Source organism: Lysinibacillus sphaericus, from assembly GCF_015844675.1.
Taxonomy (GTDB): Bacteria; Bacillota; Bacilli; order Bacillales_A; family Planococcaceae; genus Lysinibacillus; species Lysinibacillus sphaericus_E.
Window position 1 is genome coordinate 1 of record NZ_LDGC01000024.1, and the last position, 20212, is coordinate 20212.

Here is a 20212-nt window from a genome sequence, read left to right on the forward strand (position 1 = left end):
CGTACAATGAATTCAGGTCTGGTCAACCGACTTCGTACGAAAGGGGATCCAAATGGATAATAAAAGTTTAGCACACACAACATGGAATTGTAAGTATCACATCGTCTTTGCGCCAAAATATAGAAGGCAGATAATTTATGGGCAAATCAAAGTAGATGTAGGTAGAATTCTTCGCCAGTTATGTGAAAGAAAAGGCGTAGAAATTATTGAAGCAACAGCATGTCCTGATCATATTCATATGTTGGTAAGTATTCCACCAAAATTAAGTGTTTCATCGTTTGTGGGTTATTTGAAAGGGAAAAGTAGTTTAATGATATTTGATCGACATGCGAACCTGAAATACAAATATGGAAACAGGAAGTTTTGGTGTCGTGGATATTATGTAGATACAGTAGGAAGAAACAGAAAAATCATTCAGGAATATATAAAAAATCAATTACAAGAGGATATTCTTGAGGATCAAATGACCATGAAAGAATTCATTGATCCATTTACAGGAGAAGAAATAAAAGCAAAAAAGCGAAGATAATAAAACCACTTTAGTGGTAGCGTGAAAACGGAGTGCGGTTGGCGGACCTTTCAGTATGTCTTTAGACGTGGGTCAGTACCCCAGCGTTTCACGCGTAGAGCAAACCACCAGTTAGACTGGTGGTTCTGATTATTTTCTGAATAGGAGGCGAGATCATGTCAGTACTTCGCAAGGGCGATATTCATATTTCTGACCATTATGTTGCCGTCCAAACAGATTCACCGATGAAGGTTGTATCCTCAGCCGTACATAATCCGGGCTTTGGCTTTTATACACATTTGATGAATCGTTCAGTGCCCTATACGTATGATGAGCGAAAACCACAACTAGAATTGCAAAGGTTTTTACAGTCTGAGGGATTTCCAATTGACAATACGGTGGCGATGATGACGGCAGTCTATGCACGGTATGCAACAGTCCGAGAGTTTACATATGAAGGCATTCATCTTGTCATCATGATTACTGCAGGTCTTGGCAATGCTGTTGATATTACTCGTGCTTTTCATCGTCAGGAGCAGTATCATGCGGGGACTATTAATACGTGGGTACTGATAAATGGGAGATTGTCGGATGAAGCATTATTTCAAGCGATGATTTCTACGACAGAGGCAAAGGTTAAGGCACTTATTGATGAAGGCATCACAGATCCGACAACGGGTACACAAGCTACAGGTACTTCAACGGATAGCTTGTTGATTGCTTCAACAGAGGAAGGTGACTACCATCAATATGCTGGGCCGATTACGATGCTTGGAAAAATCATTGGCCACGGTGTTTATGAAACGATGCGCGAGGCCATTCAAAAATATAAAAAAGATAAGGAGGAAAATCCGTTATGATGGCACTGGTGATTGCCTGTATCATTGGGCTTGTTTTTGATTTAATAGTGGGTGATCCTCCTAAAATGCCTCATCCGGTACGCTGGATTGGAAAACTCATTCAATCTCAAACAGAGTTATGGAATAAAGGAAGAATGAGAAAACTCCGTGGTATGGTAATGGCGCTCGCTGTAGTTGGTACAACGATGTTTGTTGTGACGGCCATTATGCTACTAAGCTATAAGGTTAGCCTGCTATTTGGCATAGTGGTTGAGGGTTTACTTATTGGGGTTGGACTAGCACAGCGTAGCTTAAAGGAAGCGGCGATGGCTGTCTATGAACCGCTCGTCAAAGGCGATTTTGCTGAAGCTCGTGTGAAGCTATCCTGGATAGTCGGCCGTGATACGGAGAAACTTGACGAGGATGAAATTGTTCGTGGTGTTGTGGAAACAGTCTCCGAAAATACGAGTGATGGCGTAACAGCTCCATTATTTTATGCCTTTTTATTTGGTGCTATTGGGTTATGGGGTTATAAAGCTGTTAATACGTTAGATTCTATGATTGGCTATAAAAACGAACAATATAAAGACTTTGGTATGTTTGCAGCAAAGCTAGACGATGTACTTAATTTTATTCCAAGCCGATTAACAGGTTTACTTATGGTGCTAGGGACGAAAAATGAAACGAATGTATCTCTCGGGAAGCGCTTAAAACGGTGGGCACAAGATGCGAAAAAGCATCCAAGTCCTAATAGTGGTTATTTAGAAGCAGCTACAGCTGTTCAATTAGGTGTTCAGCTTGGTGGAAAAAATACATATAAGGGTGTCGTTTCTTATCGAGCAATAATGGGCGTGAAATTGCTCCCTTTAACAAAAGAGCATATTGCAACGTCAGTGATTCATATGCGCATCGCGACCTTGCTCTTTACGCTAGTCATGTTATCAGTGGAGGTGTTAATTTTTGCAATTACCTAATCACGGAGCAAATCCGCAAAATGTTTATCATCAGCTAGGACTTAATATGCCCGAAAAGGTGTATGATTTTAGCGAAAATGTGAATTCGGCAGGGCCACCACCGTTTGTCGAGGCACGTTGGCGGACATTTTATCCGCTCATTCAACGTTATCCAGATCCGGACGGTGAGCCGTTTTTATCAAAGGTGGCAGCTTTTCATGCTGTGCCAAAAGATTCTATATTACTAGGAAATGGTGCATCTGAGCTATTTAGTGTTTTAGTTAGACGCTACGCTAATAAGCGTGTTATTATTGTGCATCCAACTTTTTCAGAATATGAACGAACATTAACAGCTGCAGGCGCTGAAATTGTGCCTATTATTGTAGAGGATATTGTTCACTATACATTGCCAATGGAGCATCTGAAGCGTGAAATGGTGAACGCGGATGCTTTATATATTTGTACACCGAACAATCCAACAGGGGTGCTTCCAAAGAAAGAGGAGCTTCTCGCATTAATCTCTCACGGTGCAAAGGTCAATTGTGAGCTTGTCATCGATGAGGCATTTATTGACTGGGTAGATGAAGCTTATTCATTAATCCAATATGTGGCAGGAAACCCTCATTTGATTGTTGTTCGTTCGATGACAAAAATGTATGCGATTCCAGGATTACGCCTAGGCTATTTAGTGGCGAACCCGGTAGTTGTTACTGAGCTAAAGTATATTCTACCGCATTGGAACTTGAATGCCTTTGCTCTCGTTATCGGGACAGGTTGTTTAGATGAACGCGCATATTGTGAGCAAGCCATTGCCTATGCTAAAAATCAACGACAATCGCTACAGAGCTATTTACAGGAACATGGTTGCCAAGTGACAAATAGTGTAACGAACTATGTATGTTTTGCATTACCGAAAAATCAGCAAGCAGATACATTTTTTACATATTGTTTATCAAAGGGCGTCGTACTGCGTCATACAAAAAATTTTATGGGCTTAAATGGCGAATGGTTCCGTATTGGGATTAAAGATATTGTAGCCATGACGTATTTACAGAATTGTTTGCAGGCGTGGTTTAACTTCATACAGCAAAAGTCTCCCACCTCTATAGATGGTGATATGAATACAGAATTAAGCTGCTTTTCAACGGGTATCTAACACCTGTACCTATCGCTTCGCTTTCGCTACAAAAGATATTTGCTGGATGAGAGGAACTCAGTCTAAGAGCGCCACAACCTGTGGCAATTTATCTGTGCGAAAGCGAAGCGGGAGCAACAACAACACACACGACTGAGTGACCAACATCAAAGCCTCCGGCGGATGTCACAGAATCGCAGAGGAGTCCTTTGTGTTAGCACAAAGCCGATTCTGGACGCAATTATGGCGAGGCATAATTGATTGTAATAAGGGGTGAGAAAGCTGACGACTTTTTATTTAGTAAGACATGGCGAAACGATGTGGAATAAAGAGAAACGGCTACAAGGATGGTTAGATTCGCCGTTATCCGAAAATGGTATTTTACATGCAGAAAAACTTCGAGATCATTTGAAAAATATTAATTTTACAGCGGCATATAGCAGTTCAAGTGGTCGTGCTATGGAAACGATGCAAATTCTTCTAGCTGATCGACAGCTTTCAATCTATGATGAGGATAATTTACGGGAGATTTTTTTAGGAGATTGGCAAGGAAAAACAGTCGAGGACATCGTGATTTCTTATCCGGATTATGAATTATATACTGATTATCCTGGACAATTCGTTGCAACCCATACGGAAAGCTTTGGTACGGTTACAGAACGAGCGATGTTTACGTTAAAGAAAATTGCAGAAAAATATCCAGAGAAAAATGTGTTAATTGTGTCCCACGCTGTAACGATTAAATGTATCATTAACGCTATTTTAGGGCGAAGAGTCGATCAGCTGTGGGCAGAGCCATTTATTCATGGTACAAGTGTAACGATTATTGAACAAGTCGATCAACAATGGTTCGTTCAGGAGATCGGTAACGTTCAACATTTACAATAGGAGGGGAAACCATTGCCACTGATTTTTATTACTGGTGGAGTACGCAGTGGTAAATCCCACTTTGCTGAAAAAGCGGCTGTTACTTACTATCAAACAGAGTCCATGCAAGCACAGAGACTTATTTATATTGCTTCCGGCGTAGCGTTGGATCGTGAAATGGAGAAGCGGATCATTCGACATCAGGCAGACAGACAAGCACAAAATATCGAGTGGCTGACGATAGAAGCACCTTATGCAATGGCAGATACTTTGCATAAACTGACTGATGGAGATGTCGTGTTATGGGACTGTGTTACTACGTGGCTAACGAATGCGTTTTACGAAGGTTTTGACGCGGGAAACCCCTGTGTGGAACAACCTGGATGTTTAGAAAAGAAACTTGAAGGTTTAAAAGAGGCGGTAGAGACGTTACTTGAGAAAAGGGTGACGTTTTTTATCGTCTCAAACGAATTATTTGATGAGCCACCATATACGAACGAGGAAGTAGAGTTATACCGGCAAATGCTTGGGGAATTACATCAATGGTTCGTGTCTAAAGCAGATGAGGCGTATGAAATCAATTATGGTGTCGTAAAGAAATGGAAATAATGAATAACGCTTTGAAAATAAAAAGAAGGTAGGCAAGACGATGAAAAATATCTGGCATAGCATACAACTTGCGTTTCAATTTTTTACAGTTTTGCCAGTACATAAAGAAATTCCTTTAACGAAGGCAACGATTACAGGGATGTTCGCCTTTTTGCCATGGATAGGGGCACTCATGGGTACAGCAGTGGCTGCTGTGATCTATGGTTTAACGGAATGGACGGCAAGTAGCGAGGTCTTACTTGCCTTTGTGATTATCGGATTATTTGCCATATTTACTGGTGGACTACATTTAGACGGTTTTATTGATATGGGGGATGCTTATTTTTCCTATCGAGATCGTGAGAAGCGGCTTGAAATTTTAGATGATCCACGTGTTGGTGCATTTGGTGTGCTTTCAGTGCTATTTTTAGTGCTTGGTAAATTTGTCATACTTCACGAATTATTCGTACAGCAAAAGTTTGAACTGTGGATGCTTGTATTTATTCCGTTATGTACACGAGTAGGTATGAGCTTTTATTTTATGTCACTAAAGTGCTCAAAGGAAAGGGGGCTTGCCTTCTTTTTTAAAACACATATTAAGCCTGGTTTACTTATTTGCTTTATGCTTTTAACACTTGTTGTTGCGTACAGTAGCATGTTTTTTGTAACGGGCTTCACAATGGTTCCATTTGTGTTGATGGCTGTATTAGCGATTGCCTTTTTAGTCTTTCGGCAATTTACAGTGCGCAACTTTGGCGGTGTTTCGGGAGATTTACTCGGGGCATCAATTGAAGGAATGGAGGTTGTACTGTGGGTGACGTTGTTACTGTGCGCTTAATGAGACATGCACCAACAAAGGAAAATTTAGAGAAACGTTATATTGGCTGGACAGATTCCTCATTAGCGGATGCATCTTTATTACCTATTGTAGATCAAGATGTCACGAAGGTGTACGGTAGTGATTTACGGCGCTGTAGGGAAACAGCTGCCCATTATTTTCCGAATGCAGCATACGTTCCTGATAAGAGATTTCGAGAGTCGAATTTCGGAGAATTTGAAGGGCTCACATATGAGGACTTGAAATCAGATAGTCGTTATTGTGCATGGTTAGATAATCCGGTACAGTCACCGCCTCCAAGGGGAGAAGGCTTTGATGTCTTTTGTGCACGGGTTAAGGAAGGGTTCACAGCATTACCAAAAGGGGAAGATGTGTATCATCTCGTTGTCCATGGTGGCGTTATTCGAGCACTACTCGTAGCCTTTGCTCCAATTGAGCAACCTTTTTGGTCCTATCAAACGCCGCATGATAAAATGTTTTCTTTAACGTTTACAAGAAAGGCTTGGGAGGAGGGAGCGAGATGCATGTCTTTATCGGAGGAGCCTATAGTGGAAAAACCGACTATGTTATGAAATTGCTTGCAGGGCGACAAGTTGAGCTAGTAGATGGCCATCTACCTAACTGCGCTCCAGCCTGTGATGTACTAGTTATTAAAAACATAGAGAAGTGGCTTGTGACACAAGATCTTGAGGAGGATGAACCCCTTGTCAAAACCATTTTGACAAGACTAAAGACTCTTGAAGAAAATTGTGCCGTCTATATAATAGTGACCGATATGGGACGTGGAGTTGTGCCAATGGACAAACAGGCACGATTATTGCGTGATACATGTGGGCGTTTGTATCAGTCGTTGTTTGCCGAAGCCGAACAAGTCGTACGCATTTGGTACGGTATCGGGGAACAAATCAAATGATATAGTTTTAAAAAAATTTATTAGGCTTTTCATTTTGGGGATAAGAATTCCAAGGACGTATGCTTTGTAAATAAGTTGATTGGAGTGGAGGTTGGGCGACTCCTTGGGGATTAGCGTCACAGATGAGACCCTGCAGCGCAGCGAAGCGGCTCATCGGACGCCCCCAGGAAAGCGCCCAACCGGAACGGAAATCAACACCACGCTATTATAAAAAAATTTAAAGGAATGAGGAAATGGAATGGATCGGCAAAAATTGATGAAATTGACGCTTACTGCCATGGTAGCGGCAATTTGTGCAGTAGGTGCAGTCATTAAAATTCCAACATTTATTACAACCGCTGCGCTTGACGCTGCACCAGCATTTTTGAGCGTTGTATTTTTATCTCCAGTATTAGCTGGGGTTGCGGGAGCCATTGGGCATTTTATCTCAGCCCTAACTACTGGCTTCCCTTTTGGACCACTACATATTATTATCGCAGTGGAAATGTTTATCGTTGTATGGATCTTTGGGGTTATGCATAAAAAAGGCATGCATTTTTGGAAATGGCCTGTGGCACTTATATTAAACGGTGTCGTGGCACCTTTACCATTTTACTTTATCATTAGTCCGGCATTTTACTGGACGTCATTGACTAGTCTTCCGCTGGCAACACTCATAAATTTAGTGATCGTTGCGGTGGCGATGCCAATCCTGTCGAAGGTGTTTGTGCGTAAGGAAGGTCGAGTCCATTGAGAAATGCAATAAAAATAGGCGAGCTCATTGCGACAACCGATAATGCCGCTGCAATTGGTGAAAAGCTACAAGATGTTGTGTCTGCTCCAGATCAGCTTACAGCATATTTTACTGCATGTGTTACATTTTTAGAGCAGCTTGCTGCAAATGCTTTACCAAGGCATATTCTACTTGCTAATTTTTCAGGGGATGCTGCGTGGTCTCGTTATGTTGCAGGCATTCAGCAGGTTTTTGAGGAGGCTGGTCTTTTTTGTCCGCAAATAGACGGTAGTTCAGAGACCAATATGCCAACTTTACAATCAGGTCTGTCAATAACAATGCTTGGTGAGCAGCAAGAGCGCTCAACAACTAAGCATGAGCAGCTAAGTTGGTACACATATGGTCTGCCGCTTGTAGGCAATGAAATCCTTGCGCAGCCTGAAGATGTCGCACAGCTGGAACCTATTTTTCAAGCGTGGAAAGAGGGGATCGTGCAGCAAGTATGGCCAGTAGGGTCAAAAGGTTTACAAGCAGAATTTAGCCGACTTTTTGGCGAGCAACAGGTCAAGAGTTCATTAGATGTTGAGAAAACGGCTGGTCCATGTGCGGTAGTTTTGCTAGGAATTGATCCAGAAAAAGAGCAGCAAGTACAAAAATATTTTCCTAGAAATTTTGAAAAACTACGTAAAACTGCATTGTAATCGGGCTTGCTTCGAGAAAAAGTAGCACTTTAAAAAATTCAAGGGGCAAAACGCCTATTGCAACTGTAAACACTATATGTTAGATTTGTTTAGGAGTTAAAACACAATATATAGTATTTTGGACGAGCGGTACCAAATATGGTTTAAAAGGGAATTCGGAAAAGAGTCATCTTAGGCCGAAGCTGTCCCCGCAACTGTAAGTGCTGACAAATGATGAATAGGCCACTGTAAAGAATGGGAAGGCCATCATTTGGAGGAAGCATGAGCCAGGAGACCTGCCGATTTGTTCAAGACAGCAACACATTCTTCGGGGATTGAGAAGTGGAGGCGAGAGATTTGTCCACTTTTTAGTGTGCATGTCCTTCATTTCCATTTCCGATTTTATTGCGATCGCGTAACCGATAGATGTTGCGTGATCGCTTTTTGTGTTGCTGGAGAAAGAAAGGGAGAGAATGTATACATGACAATTCAAATCGAACAGCAAATTGCTAAGCTCAAGAAAAGTTATACGGAGGAAGAACTCGAAAGTTTTGTAAGATTATCGGATCGATGGCTACGAAAAAACGACAATGCGACATTTGAAGCATGGGCGGATGCGATGATATTACAAACGCTTAGCCTAATTGATGAAGAGGAGCCATACTGGACATTCGTCGCAGCTCAAATTTATTTAGAAAAACTGTATGATCAATTTGCAATGCGCCGTGGCGTTTCAGTACAAGATGTTTATAAAGGTTTCCCAGAACAATTAGCACGCTATACAGAAGCTGGTTTGTATCATGAAAGTTTAACAACGAAATATAGTGAGCAGGATCTTCAAGAACTCGCTTCCTATTTAGAATCAAGTCGAGATGAATTGTTTACGTATATTGGCTTAAAAACATTAATGGACCGCTATGTAGTCCGTGATTATACAAAAAAACCAGTAGAGCTACCACAGGAACGATGGATGGTCATTGCGATGACCCTTATGCAGGATGAAACAGAAAATCGTTTAGAAAAAGTACGTGAATCTTACTGGGCAATGAGTAATTTATATATGACTGTGGCAACACCTACATTATCAAATGCAGGTAAAACACATGGCCAGCTATCTAGCTGCTTTATCGATACCGTAGATGATAGTTTACAAAGTATTTATGACACGAATACAGATGTTGCAACATTATCGAAGTACGGTGGTGGTATTGGTGTTTATATGGGCAAAATTCGTAGCCGAGGCTCATCCATTAAAGGCTTTAAAGGTGCATCTAGTGGTGTTTTACCATGGATTAAACAGCTTAATAATACGGCGGTTTCAGTCGATCAGCTAGGTCAACGACAAGGAGCTATTGCTGTTTATTTAGATGTTTGGCACAAAGACGTCTTTACGTTTTTAGACTTACGCTTAAACAATGGCGATGAGCGTTTACGTGCCCATGATATTTTCACAGGGCTATGCTTACCGGATTTATTTATGGAAACGGTTGAAGAGCGTGGAGAATGGCATTTATTTGATCCACATGAAGTACGAGAAGTTATGGGCTTTTCACTAGAGGATTTCTACGATGAGAAAAAGGGTGATGGCACTTTCCGTACTAAATATGCAGAATGTATCGCGAATCCATTATTAAGCCGTGAAGTTGTGCCAGCGATTGATATTATGAAGCGAATTATGCGTTCACAGCTTGAAACTGGCGTGCCGTTTATGTTCTATCGAGATGAAGTAAATCGTATGAATCCGAATAAGCATGAGGGAATGGTTTATAGCTCGAACCTGTGCACAGAAATTTTCCAGAATATGTCACCCACTGAATTCGAATCTATTACTCTAGAAGATGATGTCATCGTAACACGTCGCAAGCCTGGTGATTTCGTTGTATGTAACCTATCATCTATCAATTTAGGTAGAGCTGTACCGGCTGGTGTTTTAGAACGATTAATCCCGGTTCAAGTACGTATGTTAGATAATGTTATTGCGTTAAATACAATTCCAGTAAAACAAGCAGAGCGTACGAACTTACGCTACCGTGGCATTGGTCTTGGAACATTTGGCTGGCATCATTTATTAGCTTTGAAAGAAATTCAATGGGAGTCTGAGGAAGCTGTAGAATTTGCGGACAAGCTATATGAAGAAATTGCGTACTTAACAATTCGTGCTTCTAACAATTTAGCATGTGAAAAAGGAGCTTACCCATTATTTGAAGGCTCGGATTGGCATACTGGTGCGTATTTTGACAAACGTGGCTACGACAGTCATAAATGGAATGAATTACGCGCAGCGGTTGCTGAAAAAGGAATGCGTAACGGCTATGTTATGGCGGTTGCACCTAATTCATCAACATCCATTTTAGCGGGTAGTACGGCTACGATTGATCCTATTTTCCAAAAGAGTTATTCAGAAGAGAAGAAGGATTACAAAATTCCAGTAACAGTACCAGATCTATCACCTGTGACAACTTGGTATTATAAATCTGCTTATTTCATCGATCAAAATTGGACAATCAAGCAAAATGCTGCACGAGCACGTCATATCGACCAAGGCATTTCACTTAATTTATACGTTCAAAATACGATTAAGGCAAAAGATTTACTGGCATTGCATATGAACGCTTGGGCGAGCGGTGTGAAAACGACATATTATGTACGCTCAACGTCTGTAGAATTGCTAGAATGTGAGTCTTGCGCGAGCTAGGAGGAAATAACCATGACAACTATTACAAAACGACAAATTATGGATAAAGAAGCACCGAACCGTTCAACAGGTATTGTGAACGGACGCTCTTCTAACATTTTAAACTGGGACGATGTGCGTTTTAGCTGGGCTTATCCTAAGTATAAAAAAATGCTAGGTAACTTCTGGACTCCGTTTGAAATTAATATGAGCAATGATGTTAAGCAGTTTCCTCAGCTATCAGCTGATGAGCAGGAATCCTTTTTAAAAATCATTGGCTTACTAGCGCTATTAGACAGTGTGCAAACTGATTTTGCAGGGAAAGTAGCGGATTATTTAACAGATTCAAGCTTAAATGCATTAATGATTATTTTAGCGCAACAAGAGGTAATTCATAATCACTCTTATTCCTATGTGCTATCAAGTATTGTCAACAAAGACGAGCAGGATCGTACGTTTGATTTTTGGCGTACAGAGCCAGTGTTAGAGCGACGCAATGACTTCGTAATTAAAGGCTACCAAGCATTTTCAGAGGAAGCAACTGTTGAAAATATGCTAGAAGCGATTGTCTATGATGTTATTTTGGAAGGTTTATTCTTCTATTCTGGCTTCGCGTTCTTCTATCATTTAGCACGCAATCAAAAAATGGTGGCCTCGTCGACGATGATTAACTATATTAATCGCGATGAACAGCTACATGTTGATTTATTTGTGAAAATTTATCAGGAGCTACTAGAGGAATATCCTGAGTACGATACACCAGAACGTGCGGCACGTGTACAGGAAATCTTCCGTGAAGCGGTGCAGCTAGAAATCGATTGGGCTAATGAAGTGATTGGCAATAAAATTGATGGCCTCGATGTGGAAGATGTGCATGATTACGTACACTTCTATGCAAACGTACGCTGTAATCAGCTTGGCGTAGAACGTCCGTTTGAAGGCTATCGCAAAAATCCATTGAAGTGGGTAAAAGCGTATGAGGATGTTGACTTAGGAAAAACAGATTTCTTCGAGCAACGTTCTCGCCAATATGTGAAGGTCAATGTAGAAGATAACGGCTTTGATGATTTGTAATACTAAATACACCGCAATGTTGAAAAAACATTGCGGTGTATTTTTTATGAGGGTGAACGAGTCAAACTACAATAAACATTAAGGGAGGGGGGGATATCTAATATCGAACCAAACTATTTCTCACTAAAAAGCGATCATTAAATGTAATCGGTACACCTTTTCCATCCTTTTCGGCGTGAATGTGTAAATGTGGTTCGCTTGTATTGCCCGAGTTTCCTACTTTTCCGAGTTTTTGGCCCGTTGTTACTTTTTCATCTTTTGCCACTACTATGCTGCCCTTTTTCATATGAGCTAATAAAACGGTCGCACCATAGTTCTCGCATGAAAGGGTGACATGATTTCCCACGGAATTTTTTGAATCAGATTTAGGAGGAGTTAAATCAGGTAAATCATTTTTGACGTTGACTACTTTCCCATTACAAGTACTATATAAATGATCTTCGAATATTTGATACTTATTCAATTTTTCTGGATATAGTCCACTAGCGCGGGTTCCAATCGTATTTAATTTTAAAATATCTAATGCATACTTTTGTCCTGGATGGGCCTGATGGTAGTTCATTGCCACCTGATTACCACCTTGTCCGACATAGTAGGTGCCATTTTTAAGTGGGAAGGATAATTCAATGCCTTTTTCGGCTACTGTATAGCTTTTTACGACCAAAGCATTATACATACCAAAAACGAGAATAAGTAAAATGTAAATACCAATTGAAAACTTTTGATTTAGTGAATATTTTATTGTAAACGGTAAATTTCTTACCTTTTTCCAAGAAAAAATAAAAGTGACAATCAAAAGAATCAACCAAAGAAAGCGAACATAATATCCGACCCAACTCCAGTTTCCAGCTTGAAATAACCAAACGATTAGTGCTGTAGTTACCAATGAGTCCAATAACCATTCTAGTTTACTTTTAAATGGAGCTTTCCATAACGAAATAATAAAGCTCGCAGGCAATATGATTAGCAAACCAATAGTATAAACGATAGGAAACACTTTTTCTCATCCCCTTATGATGTTTTATGCAAGCTATAACATTATTGGTAATATTTACCTCATGCTAATTTTCATTCTAGCATAGAGATTAAGTAAATGAATCTCTATGTTAGAACTTCCTTATAAGCTATTCAAAAACAACTTCTACAGTTACCGAAACCTACATAAATAATCAATCGTGTCCCAAATATTACGAGACCCGAAAAAATAATGCCACTTGAGAATGTTTTTCAGTTATAATTAATAATGAATGTGAATTAAAGAACGGAGTCGAAGGAATGCAGGCAATAAAACAGTTAGGAGGGTTTTTAGGGCCCTATAAATTTTTTACCTTAGTTGCACCATTATTAATGGTACTAGAGGTTACGATGGATTTACTTCAGCCGACGATTATGCAGCATATGATTGATACGGGTATTGCGAATGGCGACAATCCGTATGTGCTGAAAATGTTTGTTTGGATGCTACTCAGTGCGGTATTCGGACTTGTTGGTGGGATAGGTTGCTCTTATTATAGTTCGAAGGCAGCTATCCATTTTGCATCGGATGTTCGTCAGTCACTTTATGAAAAAATGATGACGTATTCGGCAAAGGAACGTGACACTTTTACAACAGGGAAGCTTATTACGATTTTAACGAGTGACGTAGAAAGTGTTCAACGCGCGTTTATGATGACGTTGCGTATTTTTGTGCGTGGTCCTTTATTATTTATTGGAGCCGTTATTATTGTTTTTGTGACGGCACGTGAGTTATTTTCGATACTCCTTATTATCGTGCCGCTCTTAATTATTGCGATGTACTTTTTCACCAAGTACTCGGGTGTCCTGTATCGTCGAGTGCAGGAGGCAATTGATGGTGTTAATACGAAGCTTCAGGAGAACTTAGCGGGGATTCGTGTTGTGAAGGCGTTCCGTCGTGAAACGCAACAGATTGAACAATTTAGCGCTCTAAATGATACGCTGACGAAGCGCTTTATTACTGCCGAGCAAATTGTTGGCGTGCTCGTGCCGTTTACGATGTTCGTTGTCAATCTAGGGATTGTAGCAGCACTTTGGCTTGGTGCCATTAAGGTAGAAGCCGGTACTTTAAAGGTTGGAGTAATTCTAGCTTTTATTAACTATTTAACGATTATATTAAATGGATTGATGACTTCTAGTATGGTATTGATGCAAATTGCGCGTGCGATTCCTTCAGGAGAGCGAATCGTGGACGTCTTAAATAAAGAAGTAGCGGTTAAGGAAGCGGAAAATCCACTTACAGCGCCAATTCAAGGGGCGATTGACTTTCAAAATGTGAGCTATCGTTATTATGAATCGGCTGAAGATGTGCTGAAAAACATTACATTTTCCGTAAAGCCTGGGCAAACGGTAGGTTTGATCGGAAAAACAGGAAGTGGAAAATCAACGCTAGTGAAGCTATTACCACGTTTATTTGACCCAACGAGTGGAGAAATACACTTGGATGGCAAGCCTCTAAAGGATTATGCATTATCCACTTTACGCAAGCATATCGGTTTTACTTCTCAAAAAGCTTTGCTGTTCTCTGGTGCAATCGATCATAATATCCGTCTTGGTAAGGAGGATGCAACGTCAGTGGATTTACAAAAAGCTCTAGATGCAGCATGTGCTACTGAATTTGTGGACCGACTGGATAAAGGGTTAGCACATGAACTTTCACAGGGGGCGACTAATCTTTCTGGCGGTCAAAAGCAACGATTAGCGTTAACACGTGCACTCGTAAGACAGCCTGCTATTTTAGTTTTGGATGATACAACATCTGCTCTTGATAGTGCCTCTGAAAAACATGTTCAGCAAGCTATTAGCACTCATTATAATGACACAACGACGTTTATCGTAGCGTCTAAAATAGCTTCTATTCAAGAGGCAGACCTGATTTTAGTAGTAGAGGACGGCGAAATTGTTGGTCAAGGTACACATCAACAATTATTACAAAATAATAAATACTACCAAGCAATTTACGCTTCACAGCAAAAGGCTGGTGTACAACAATGAGTCAAAGTCAACCAAAGCAAATAAATTTTGGACGCGGACCACGTATGGCTGGACCAGCTGAAAAGGCTAGAAATCCAAAAGCTACGATCAATCGTGTGTGGCAATATGTGAAGCAGCAAAAAATAGGACTTTATTTCTCTATATTTTTTGTAGTAGCTTCTACATTTTTAAGCCTAGCAGGACCGTACTTAATCGGGCATATCGTTGATGAATATATTATGAAAAAAGATATTGCTGGTACGATTCGTCTTGGTATTGTGCTAGCCGTTATTTATACAGTTGCGTCTATTTTTACGTGGCTACAAACATATGTCATGATTCATGTGGCGATGAAAACAATTCGTACATTACGTCTGGAACTGTTTAAAAAGCTACAAACATTGACGCTTAGATTTTTCGATCAGCGAGCACTCGGTGATTTAATGAGCCGTGTGACCAATGATATTGATAATTTAAATACAGCACTTGCACAAAGTGTGACACAAATCGTATCGTCGGTCTTAACAGTAATCGGTGTTAGTATTGCTATGTTCTCTTTAAGTTGGCAGCTAGCAATCGTGACACTGACTATTATTCCTTTAATTGTTTTTACGACGAAGCAAATTGTTAAACGTAGTAGTAAAAACTATGCGGCACGTCAACGTGATTTAGGGAAGCTGAACGGGTATATTGAGGAAATGATTACGGGTGCAGAGGTTGTGACGCTTTTTGGGACAGAACAACAAACGATTGAGACGTTCCATAAGCAGAACGAAAATCTCCGTCACTCGGCACAGCGAGCAGAAATTACTTCAGGTCTACTTGGCCCTATTAATAACTTTATGAATAACTTAGGTTTAGCTGTTGTCATTGGCACAGGGGCATTTTTGTCGGTAAAAGGGATCGTTTCAGTTGGGGTGATCGCCGCATTTGTCACGTATACACGTCAATTTTTCCGTCCGTTGAATCAGTTATCTAATCTATTGAACACCTTCCAGTCGGCGATTGCAGGGGCAGAGCGAGTTTTCGAAATTTTAGATGAACCTTCAGAAGTAGCAGATAAAAAGCATGCCATTGATTGCCAAAGCCTAAAAGGAGATGTGGCATTTCGTAATGTTTCCTTCAGCTATTTGCCAGAGAAGCCAGTACTGAAAAATATTAGCTTCCAAGCGAAGAAGGGTGAAACGATTGCTCTTGTCGGTCCAACGGGATCAGGGAAAACAACGATTATCAATTTGTTAACTCGTTTTTATGATGTGGATGAAGGTGAAATTTTGATTGATGGTCATAATATCGAGGATTATAAAATGGCAACAATCCGTCAAAGAGTTGGTGTCGTCTTACAGGATCCGTATTTATTTTCCGGAACGATTCGTGAAAATATTCGTTTCGGTAAACTGGATGCTACAGATGCAGAGGTTGAAGAAGCGGCGAAAATCGCGAATGCCCATAATTTTATTAAACATTTACCAGCGCAATATGATACACCTGTTCAGGCAGGTGGGGCAAACTTAAGTCAAGGTCAACGCCAATTATTAGCTATTGCCCGGGAAATTCTTGAAAATTCAGATATTTTAATTTTGGATGAAGCTACATCCAGTGTGGATACGCAAACAGAGGTTGATATTCAAAAAGGTCTCCAACATTTAATGCAGGGGCGCACAAGCTTTGTCATTGCACACCGCCTAAAAACAATCGAAAATGCCGATCAAATCCTTGTTATTCAACAAGGTGAAATTGTGGAGCAGGGAAATCACGAGCAGCTTATGAAAAAACAAGGTATGTATAGTAATCTCCAGCAAAAACTTTTACTGGAGCAAGTGGAATAAATTAAAGAAGGCTGTCTAGTAAGTATGTGAAAACTTATTAGACAGCTTTTTTATTTTCTGCAAAAAATTAATTAGAAATTTATTTTTATTGTGTATTCTTTCGTTATCAACTGAAAGGGGCATTTTATGAAAAAACTGATTAAGAAAGTTGGGATCTACTTTATAGCGGTCTTGCTTATTGGACTAGTAGTGATATTCAGCTATGATCGTTATCAGCTAAGTAAAGAATCGAAACTTCTAGGCAATAAAGGAACACTTATTGAAGTGGATCATCAAAAAATCAATGTTTATACGGAGGGGGATGGTCAAGACACTTACATATTCATGGCGGGGTCAGGGGTTGCGGCACCCATTTATGAAATGAAAGGGCTGTATAGTAAATTTTCTCAAGAACATAAGATTGCTGTTATTGAAAGAGCGGGGTATGGGTATAGCGATGTCTCGAAAGACGAACGAGATATTGATACAATTTTGACACAAACGAGAGAAGCGCTCTTGAAAAGTGGTAATAAGCCTCCTTATATAGTAGTACCGCATTCCATTTCAGGGGTTGAAGCGATTTATTGGGCACAAAAATATCCTGAAGAAATTAAGGGGATCATTGGCCTTGATATAGGTTTGCCAAGTCAATATGTGGAGCATAAAATGGGAGTAGTCGATGTTTGGACTGTTAAAGGAATGAATTTGCTAACGAAATTGGGCGTACATCGCTTAGCCCCTTCGAAAGTGTACAATCCAGAAGTCATCAAGCAATCGTTTTTAAATGAGGAAGAAAAAGAAATCTATAAAGCTCTATCCTATAAGCAAGCTTTTAATGATGATATGAAAAATGAGTTACTACAAGTGTATGAAAATAGTTTAAAATCAGAAAAGCTTCCGAAACCAAAAGACACACCGATATTATTAATAGATGCGATTGCTGAACAAAATAAAGGTTCGCAATATACGCAGTATCATAGCCAGAAATATGCGGAATTTGCCGAGCAAATTAGCATAGCAGATGTGAAAGAGTTAAGTGGTACTCATAGTATTTATTTATATAAACCAGATGAGATTTATAAGCTTGCTACAGAATTTATGAAGACTAAAGTTGACAACAAAGAAAGGTCGAGGGAATGAAAGGATTTACGATTTTAATAGTAGAAGACGACCAAATGATTGGTGATTTGATGCAAAAAATATTACAACGTGAAGGTTATGACGTTGTATGGAAAACGGATGGACGAGAAGTTATGAACCTTATCCATCAAATCGATTTAGTCATAATGGACATTATGCTCCCAGGGGAGGATGGCTATCAGCTGACAAAGAACATTAAAAGCTTAGGCTTAAATATCCCCATTATTTTTCTATCTGCTCGCAATGATATGGAGAGCAAGCTGCAAGGGTTAACTGTTGGGGAAGATTATATGACAAAACCATTTGATCCGAGAGAGCTTCTTTTAAGAATGAAGAAAATGCTAGAGCAGCAGTATGGTACATTTACACAGGTCCAACATCTATTAATTGATAGCGAGCATCGTAAATTATTTAAAAATAATATACATGATGAAATAGCATTGACTGCAATCGAACGTAAAATCTTCTTTTATTTATATGAAAACAAGGATAGGGTGTTAACGAAGGATCATTTTTTTGACTATTTATGGCCGCTTGAAGATCGCAATCAAAATATTATTAATGTCCATATCAAAAAGATTAGAACGAAAATGAATGATACATCAGGTACCATCCTACAAAATATTTACGGAGAAGGGTATCGATTAAATACCTACATAAAGAAATGACATTAAAAACAAAATATCGAATATTATTATTTAGCGCCATCATCAGTGTTCCGATTATTTTGTTGGGGATTAGTGTGTCGATGTCTATTATATATGAAATCGCCTTTAAAACTAGAAATAAAGGCACTCCATTCCATGAATCTTTCGCTTATCCAACGATGCTAATTGTGTTCTTCCTATCATTATGTTTGCTAGCGTTTTTATTTTCGAAATCGATCAATTCATTACTAACGAAAATTAATATGCTCAACAAAACGATTCGTGACTTAGCGAGCAATGAAAGAACACCGAGTACATTAGCTGTTGGCAGTGAGGATGAAATCGGACAGCTAATTCAGTCCGTTAATATACTAATTGAGCGAACTACTTACCGGGAATTAGAGCTTCAACAACAGCAGGAGCTGCAAAAAGAGCTACTACAAAAGCTAAGACACGACATAAATACACCGTTAACAGCGATGCGTTTACAATTATTTTATGTAGAGGATACCTATAAGGAACAACCAAAATTAGTGGAATCTTTGAATGAGCAAATTCAATATATCGCTAGCTTAACAAATGAATTGAATTGGCAGTCCTTAGATACAATGGAGAACTCTTATATCGTCCAGGAAGAAGTGCAACTCACGCTATTGTTTGAAACGATGATCAAAAAGTGGAGCTATTTATACCGAATGCAAAACATCGATTTAATCTATCATCTAGAAGATAACCATGTAACTTGGACGAGTAATGCACTATGGCTTCAACGAATGTTTGATAATGTGTTCCAAAACACATTGAAACATTCAAAAGCTACAAAGCTAGAGATCATGATTAAAGAAGGCAAGGTTACCATGACTGATAATGGTATTGGCTTTGAACAAAGCCGTGTAAGCGAAGGCCTTGGCTTGAAGATCATTGATGACATCGCTAGAATTCTTCAAGTCAATTATTCACTCAACTCGAACGAAGAAGGGACCGAATTTTGTTTGACTAAAAAAATAGCTTGATTCGTTGATTTTATTGAGCGGTTGGCGATAATTTAAAAAAGTTAGGTGATAAATAAAAAAAGGGTATTTTCTAAAGGCTGTTTTCGCAAAGATTGTTGCTAATCAACTAAACCAGAGTTTAGTTGGTAAGTGGTGTTTAACTTGTCATTCAAGAATCGGGCCATATTGTGGAGTAACTTGTAAAGGTATAAGGTATTTGGATTTTTCTGTTAAAGTATAGTGGGATTATGAAGGATTGTCCTTAAACTAAACAATAGAAAGAGACTTAAAGGGGTATTCTAGATGAAATATAACTTTATTTAAAACATTCAATCGTTTTATTCTGACCTTTCCATTGAAGACTCCGTGCTTCCCATTTTAAAGCAGTTGGTAAAAATGTTGAAATTCGCTGAATATGAGGGGGAAATTATCTTAGCGCGAAATGGTCATTTATTGGGTTGTGCATTTCATCCGAAATTAACCGTGATTCAAGAATTCTAGAATATTTTGTATCCTATGGTATGGCTTGCATAATCTGTTTTCATATAGTACAGTATGGTTAAAATTTAAATAACTGAACACGATGATGGGAAGTAGTAGCAAGCACGTTTTTTTTAGAGAGTCAGCGGTTGGTGGAAGCTGATAGAAGCACTTGTGAATCCGTCCTGGAGTTGCGCAGTCGAAGTAATGTAAGTAGGCTGTAGCCGGCTGAAATGCCGTTATGAAATAAGCGGATTAGGTATATGCCTAATCAATTAGGGTGGCAACGCGGGTAGCTCTCGTCCCTTTTTAGGGATGGGGGCTTTTTTGTGTTTATTTTGATTCAAAGTAGCTTGCAACGCAATTACATCGAGAC

General features: G+C 39.6%; 19 protein-coding genes, 1 riboswitch and 1 other annotated feature. Of the genes, 18 read left to right on the forward strand and 1 reads right to left on the reverse strand.

Annotated features, from left to right (window positions below):
• Window positions 1–52 precede the first annotated feature (52 nt).
• From tnpA to ABE34_RS08095, 13 genes are all read left to right on the forward strand, one after another.
• Window positions 53–529 (forward strand): IS200/IS605 family transposase, encoded by a 477-nt coding sequence (gene tnpA / locus ABE34_RS08035; RefSeq protein ID WP_197141399.1) that lies wholly within the window; start codon window positions 53–55, stop codon window positions 527–529.
• A gap of 155 nt (window positions 530–684) precedes the next feature.
• The gene (locus ABE34_RS08040) at window positions 685–1368 is read left to right on the forward strand and encodes an adenosylcobinamide amidohydrolase (protein ID WP_197141600.1); all 684 of its coding nucleotides are present in this window, start codon (window positions 685–687) and stop codon (window positions 1366–1368) included.
• On the forward strand, window positions 1365–2321 hold the full coding sequence (cbiB, locus tag ABE34_RS08045) for an adenosylcobinamide-phosphate synthase CbiB (RefSeq protein ID WP_197141602.1): 957 nt from the start codon (window positions 1365–1367) through the stop codon (window positions 2319–2321). Before ABE34_RS08040 ends, cbiB begins: the two co-directional genes overlap by 4 nt.
• Window positions 2308–3456, forward strand: a complete 1149-nt coding sequence (locus ABE34_RS08050; RefSeq protein ID WP_197141604.1) for a pyridoxal phosphate-dependent aminotransferase — start codon at window positions 2308–2310, stop codon at window positions 3454–3456. The genes cbiB and ABE34_RS08050 overlap by 14 nt, the downstream gene beginning before the upstream one ends.
• A gap of 252 nt (window positions 3457–3708) precedes the next feature.
• Window positions 3709–4323: a histidine phosphatase family protein gene (locus tag ABE34_RS08055; RefSeq protein WP_346655537.1), complete on the forward strand. Its 615-nt coding sequence runs from the start codon at window positions 3709–3711 to the stop codon at window positions 4321–4323.
• A gap of 12 nt (window positions 4324–4335) precedes the next feature.
• Window positions 4336–4911 (forward strand): bifunctional adenosylcobinamide kinase/adenosylcobinamide-phosphate guanylyltransferase, encoded by a 576-nt coding sequence (locus ABE34_RS08060; protein ID WP_197141606.1) that lies wholly within the window; start codon window positions 4336–4338, stop codon window positions 4909–4911.
• A gap of 40 nt (window positions 4912–4951) precedes the next feature.
• The gene (gene cobS, locus ABE34_RS08065; RefSeq protein ID WP_197141608.1) at window positions 4952–5728 is read left to right on the forward strand and encodes an adenosylcobinamide-GDP ribazoletransferase; all 777 of its coding nucleotides are present in this window, start codon (window positions 4952–4954) and stop codon (window positions 5726–5728) included.
• A complete protein-coding gene (locus ABE34_RS08070; RefSeq protein ID WP_346655538.1) occupies window positions 5701–6300 on the forward strand; it encodes a histidine phosphatase family protein in 600 nt (199 codons plus the stop codon). Before cobS ends, ABE34_RS08070 begins: the two co-directional genes overlap by 28 nt.
• A complete protein-coding gene (locus ABE34_RS08075; protein ID WP_197141610.1) occupies window positions 6249–6641 on the forward strand; it encodes a bifunctional adenosylcobinamide kinase/adenosylcobinamide-phosphate guanylyltransferase in 393 nt (130 codons plus the stop codon). The genes ABE34_RS08070 and ABE34_RS08075 overlap by 52 nt, the downstream gene beginning before the upstream one ends.
• A gap of 238 nt (window positions 6642–6879) precedes the next feature.
• Window positions 6880–7374 (forward strand): ECF transporter S component, encoded by a 495-nt coding sequence (locus ABE34_RS08080; RefSeq protein WP_197141612.1) that lies wholly within the window; start codon window positions 6880–6882, stop codon window positions 7372–7374.
• Entirely contained in the window at window positions 7371–8054 is a 684-nt protein-coding gene (locus tag ABE34_RS08085; RefSeq protein WP_206700625.1) for a hypothetical protein, read from the forward strand. Before ABE34_RS08080 ends, ABE34_RS08085 begins: the two co-directional genes overlap by 4 nt.
• Window positions 8055–8164: 110 nt before the next feature.
• Window positions 8165–8352, forward strand: a riboswitch (cobalamin riboswitch).
• A 162-nt stretch (window positions 8353–8514) separates the two neighbouring features.
• Window positions 8515–10728 carry a ribonucleoside-diphosphate reductase subunit alpha gene (locus ABE34_RS08090; protein ID WP_197141614.1) on the forward strand — a complete coding sequence of 738 codons (2214 nt, stop codon included), beginning with the start codon at window positions 8515–8517 and terminating at the stop codon, window positions 10726–10728.
• A 12-nt stretch (window positions 10729–10740) separates the two neighbouring features.
• Window positions 10741–11781, forward strand: coding sequence for a ribonucleotide-diphosphate reductase subunit beta (locus ABE34_RS08095; RefSeq protein WP_197141616.1), 1041 nt, complete (start codon window positions 10741–10743; stop codon window positions 11779–11781).
• A 97-nt stretch (window positions 11782–11878) separates the two neighbouring features.
• Here the strand turns inward: ABE34_RS08095 and ABE34_RS08100 are convergent, their stop codons facing one another.
• The gene (locus ABE34_RS08100) at window positions 11879–12778 is read right to left on the reverse strand and encodes a M23 family metallopeptidase (protein ID WP_346655540.1); all 900 of its coding nucleotides are present in this window, start codon (window positions 12776–12778) and stop codon (window positions 11879–11881) included.
• Between the two features lie 278 nt (window positions 12779–13056).
• On the opposite strand from ABE34_RS08100, the gene ABE34_RS08105 reads away from it, so the two are divergent.
• The 5 genes from ABE34_RS08105 (at window position 13057) to ABE34_RS08125 (ending at window position 19377) form a co-directional block, all read left to right on the forward strand.
• Window positions 13057–14790, forward strand: a complete 1734-nt coding sequence (locus tag ABE34_RS08105; protein ID WP_197141618.1) for an ABC transporter ATP-binding protein — start codon at window positions 13057–13059, stop codon at window positions 14788–14790.
• The gene (locus tag ABE34_RS08110) at window positions 14787–16598 is read left to right on the forward strand and encodes an ABC transporter ATP-binding protein (protein WP_197141620.1); all 1812 of its coding nucleotides are present in this window, start codon (window positions 14787–14789) and stop codon (window positions 16596–16598) included. Before ABE34_RS08105 ends, ABE34_RS08110 begins: the two co-directional genes overlap by 4 nt.
• Window positions 16599–16724: 126 nt before the next feature.
• Complete coding sequence (locus tag ABE34_RS08115; RefSeq protein ID WP_197141622.1) at window positions 16725–17717, forward strand: alpha/beta fold hydrolase; 993 nt, start codon at window positions 16725–16727, stop codon at window positions 17715–17717.
• Window positions 17714–18385: a response regulator transcription factor gene (locus ABE34_RS08120; RefSeq protein WP_197141624.1), complete on the forward strand. Its 672-nt coding sequence runs from the start codon at window positions 17714–17716 to the stop codon at window positions 18383–18385. Before ABE34_RS08115 ends, ABE34_RS08120 begins: the two co-directional genes overlap by 4 nt.
• Complete coding sequence (locus tag ABE34_RS08125; RefSeq protein WP_197141626.1) at window positions 18382–19377, forward strand: sensor histidine kinase; 996 nt, start codon at window positions 18382–18384, stop codon at window positions 19375–19377. The genes ABE34_RS08120 and ABE34_RS08125 overlap by 4 nt, the downstream gene beginning before the upstream one ends.
• Before the next feature lie 553 nt (window positions 19378–19930).
• Window positions 19931–20146, forward strand: a binding site (T-box leader).
• Window positions 20147–20212 lie beyond the last annotated feature (66 nt).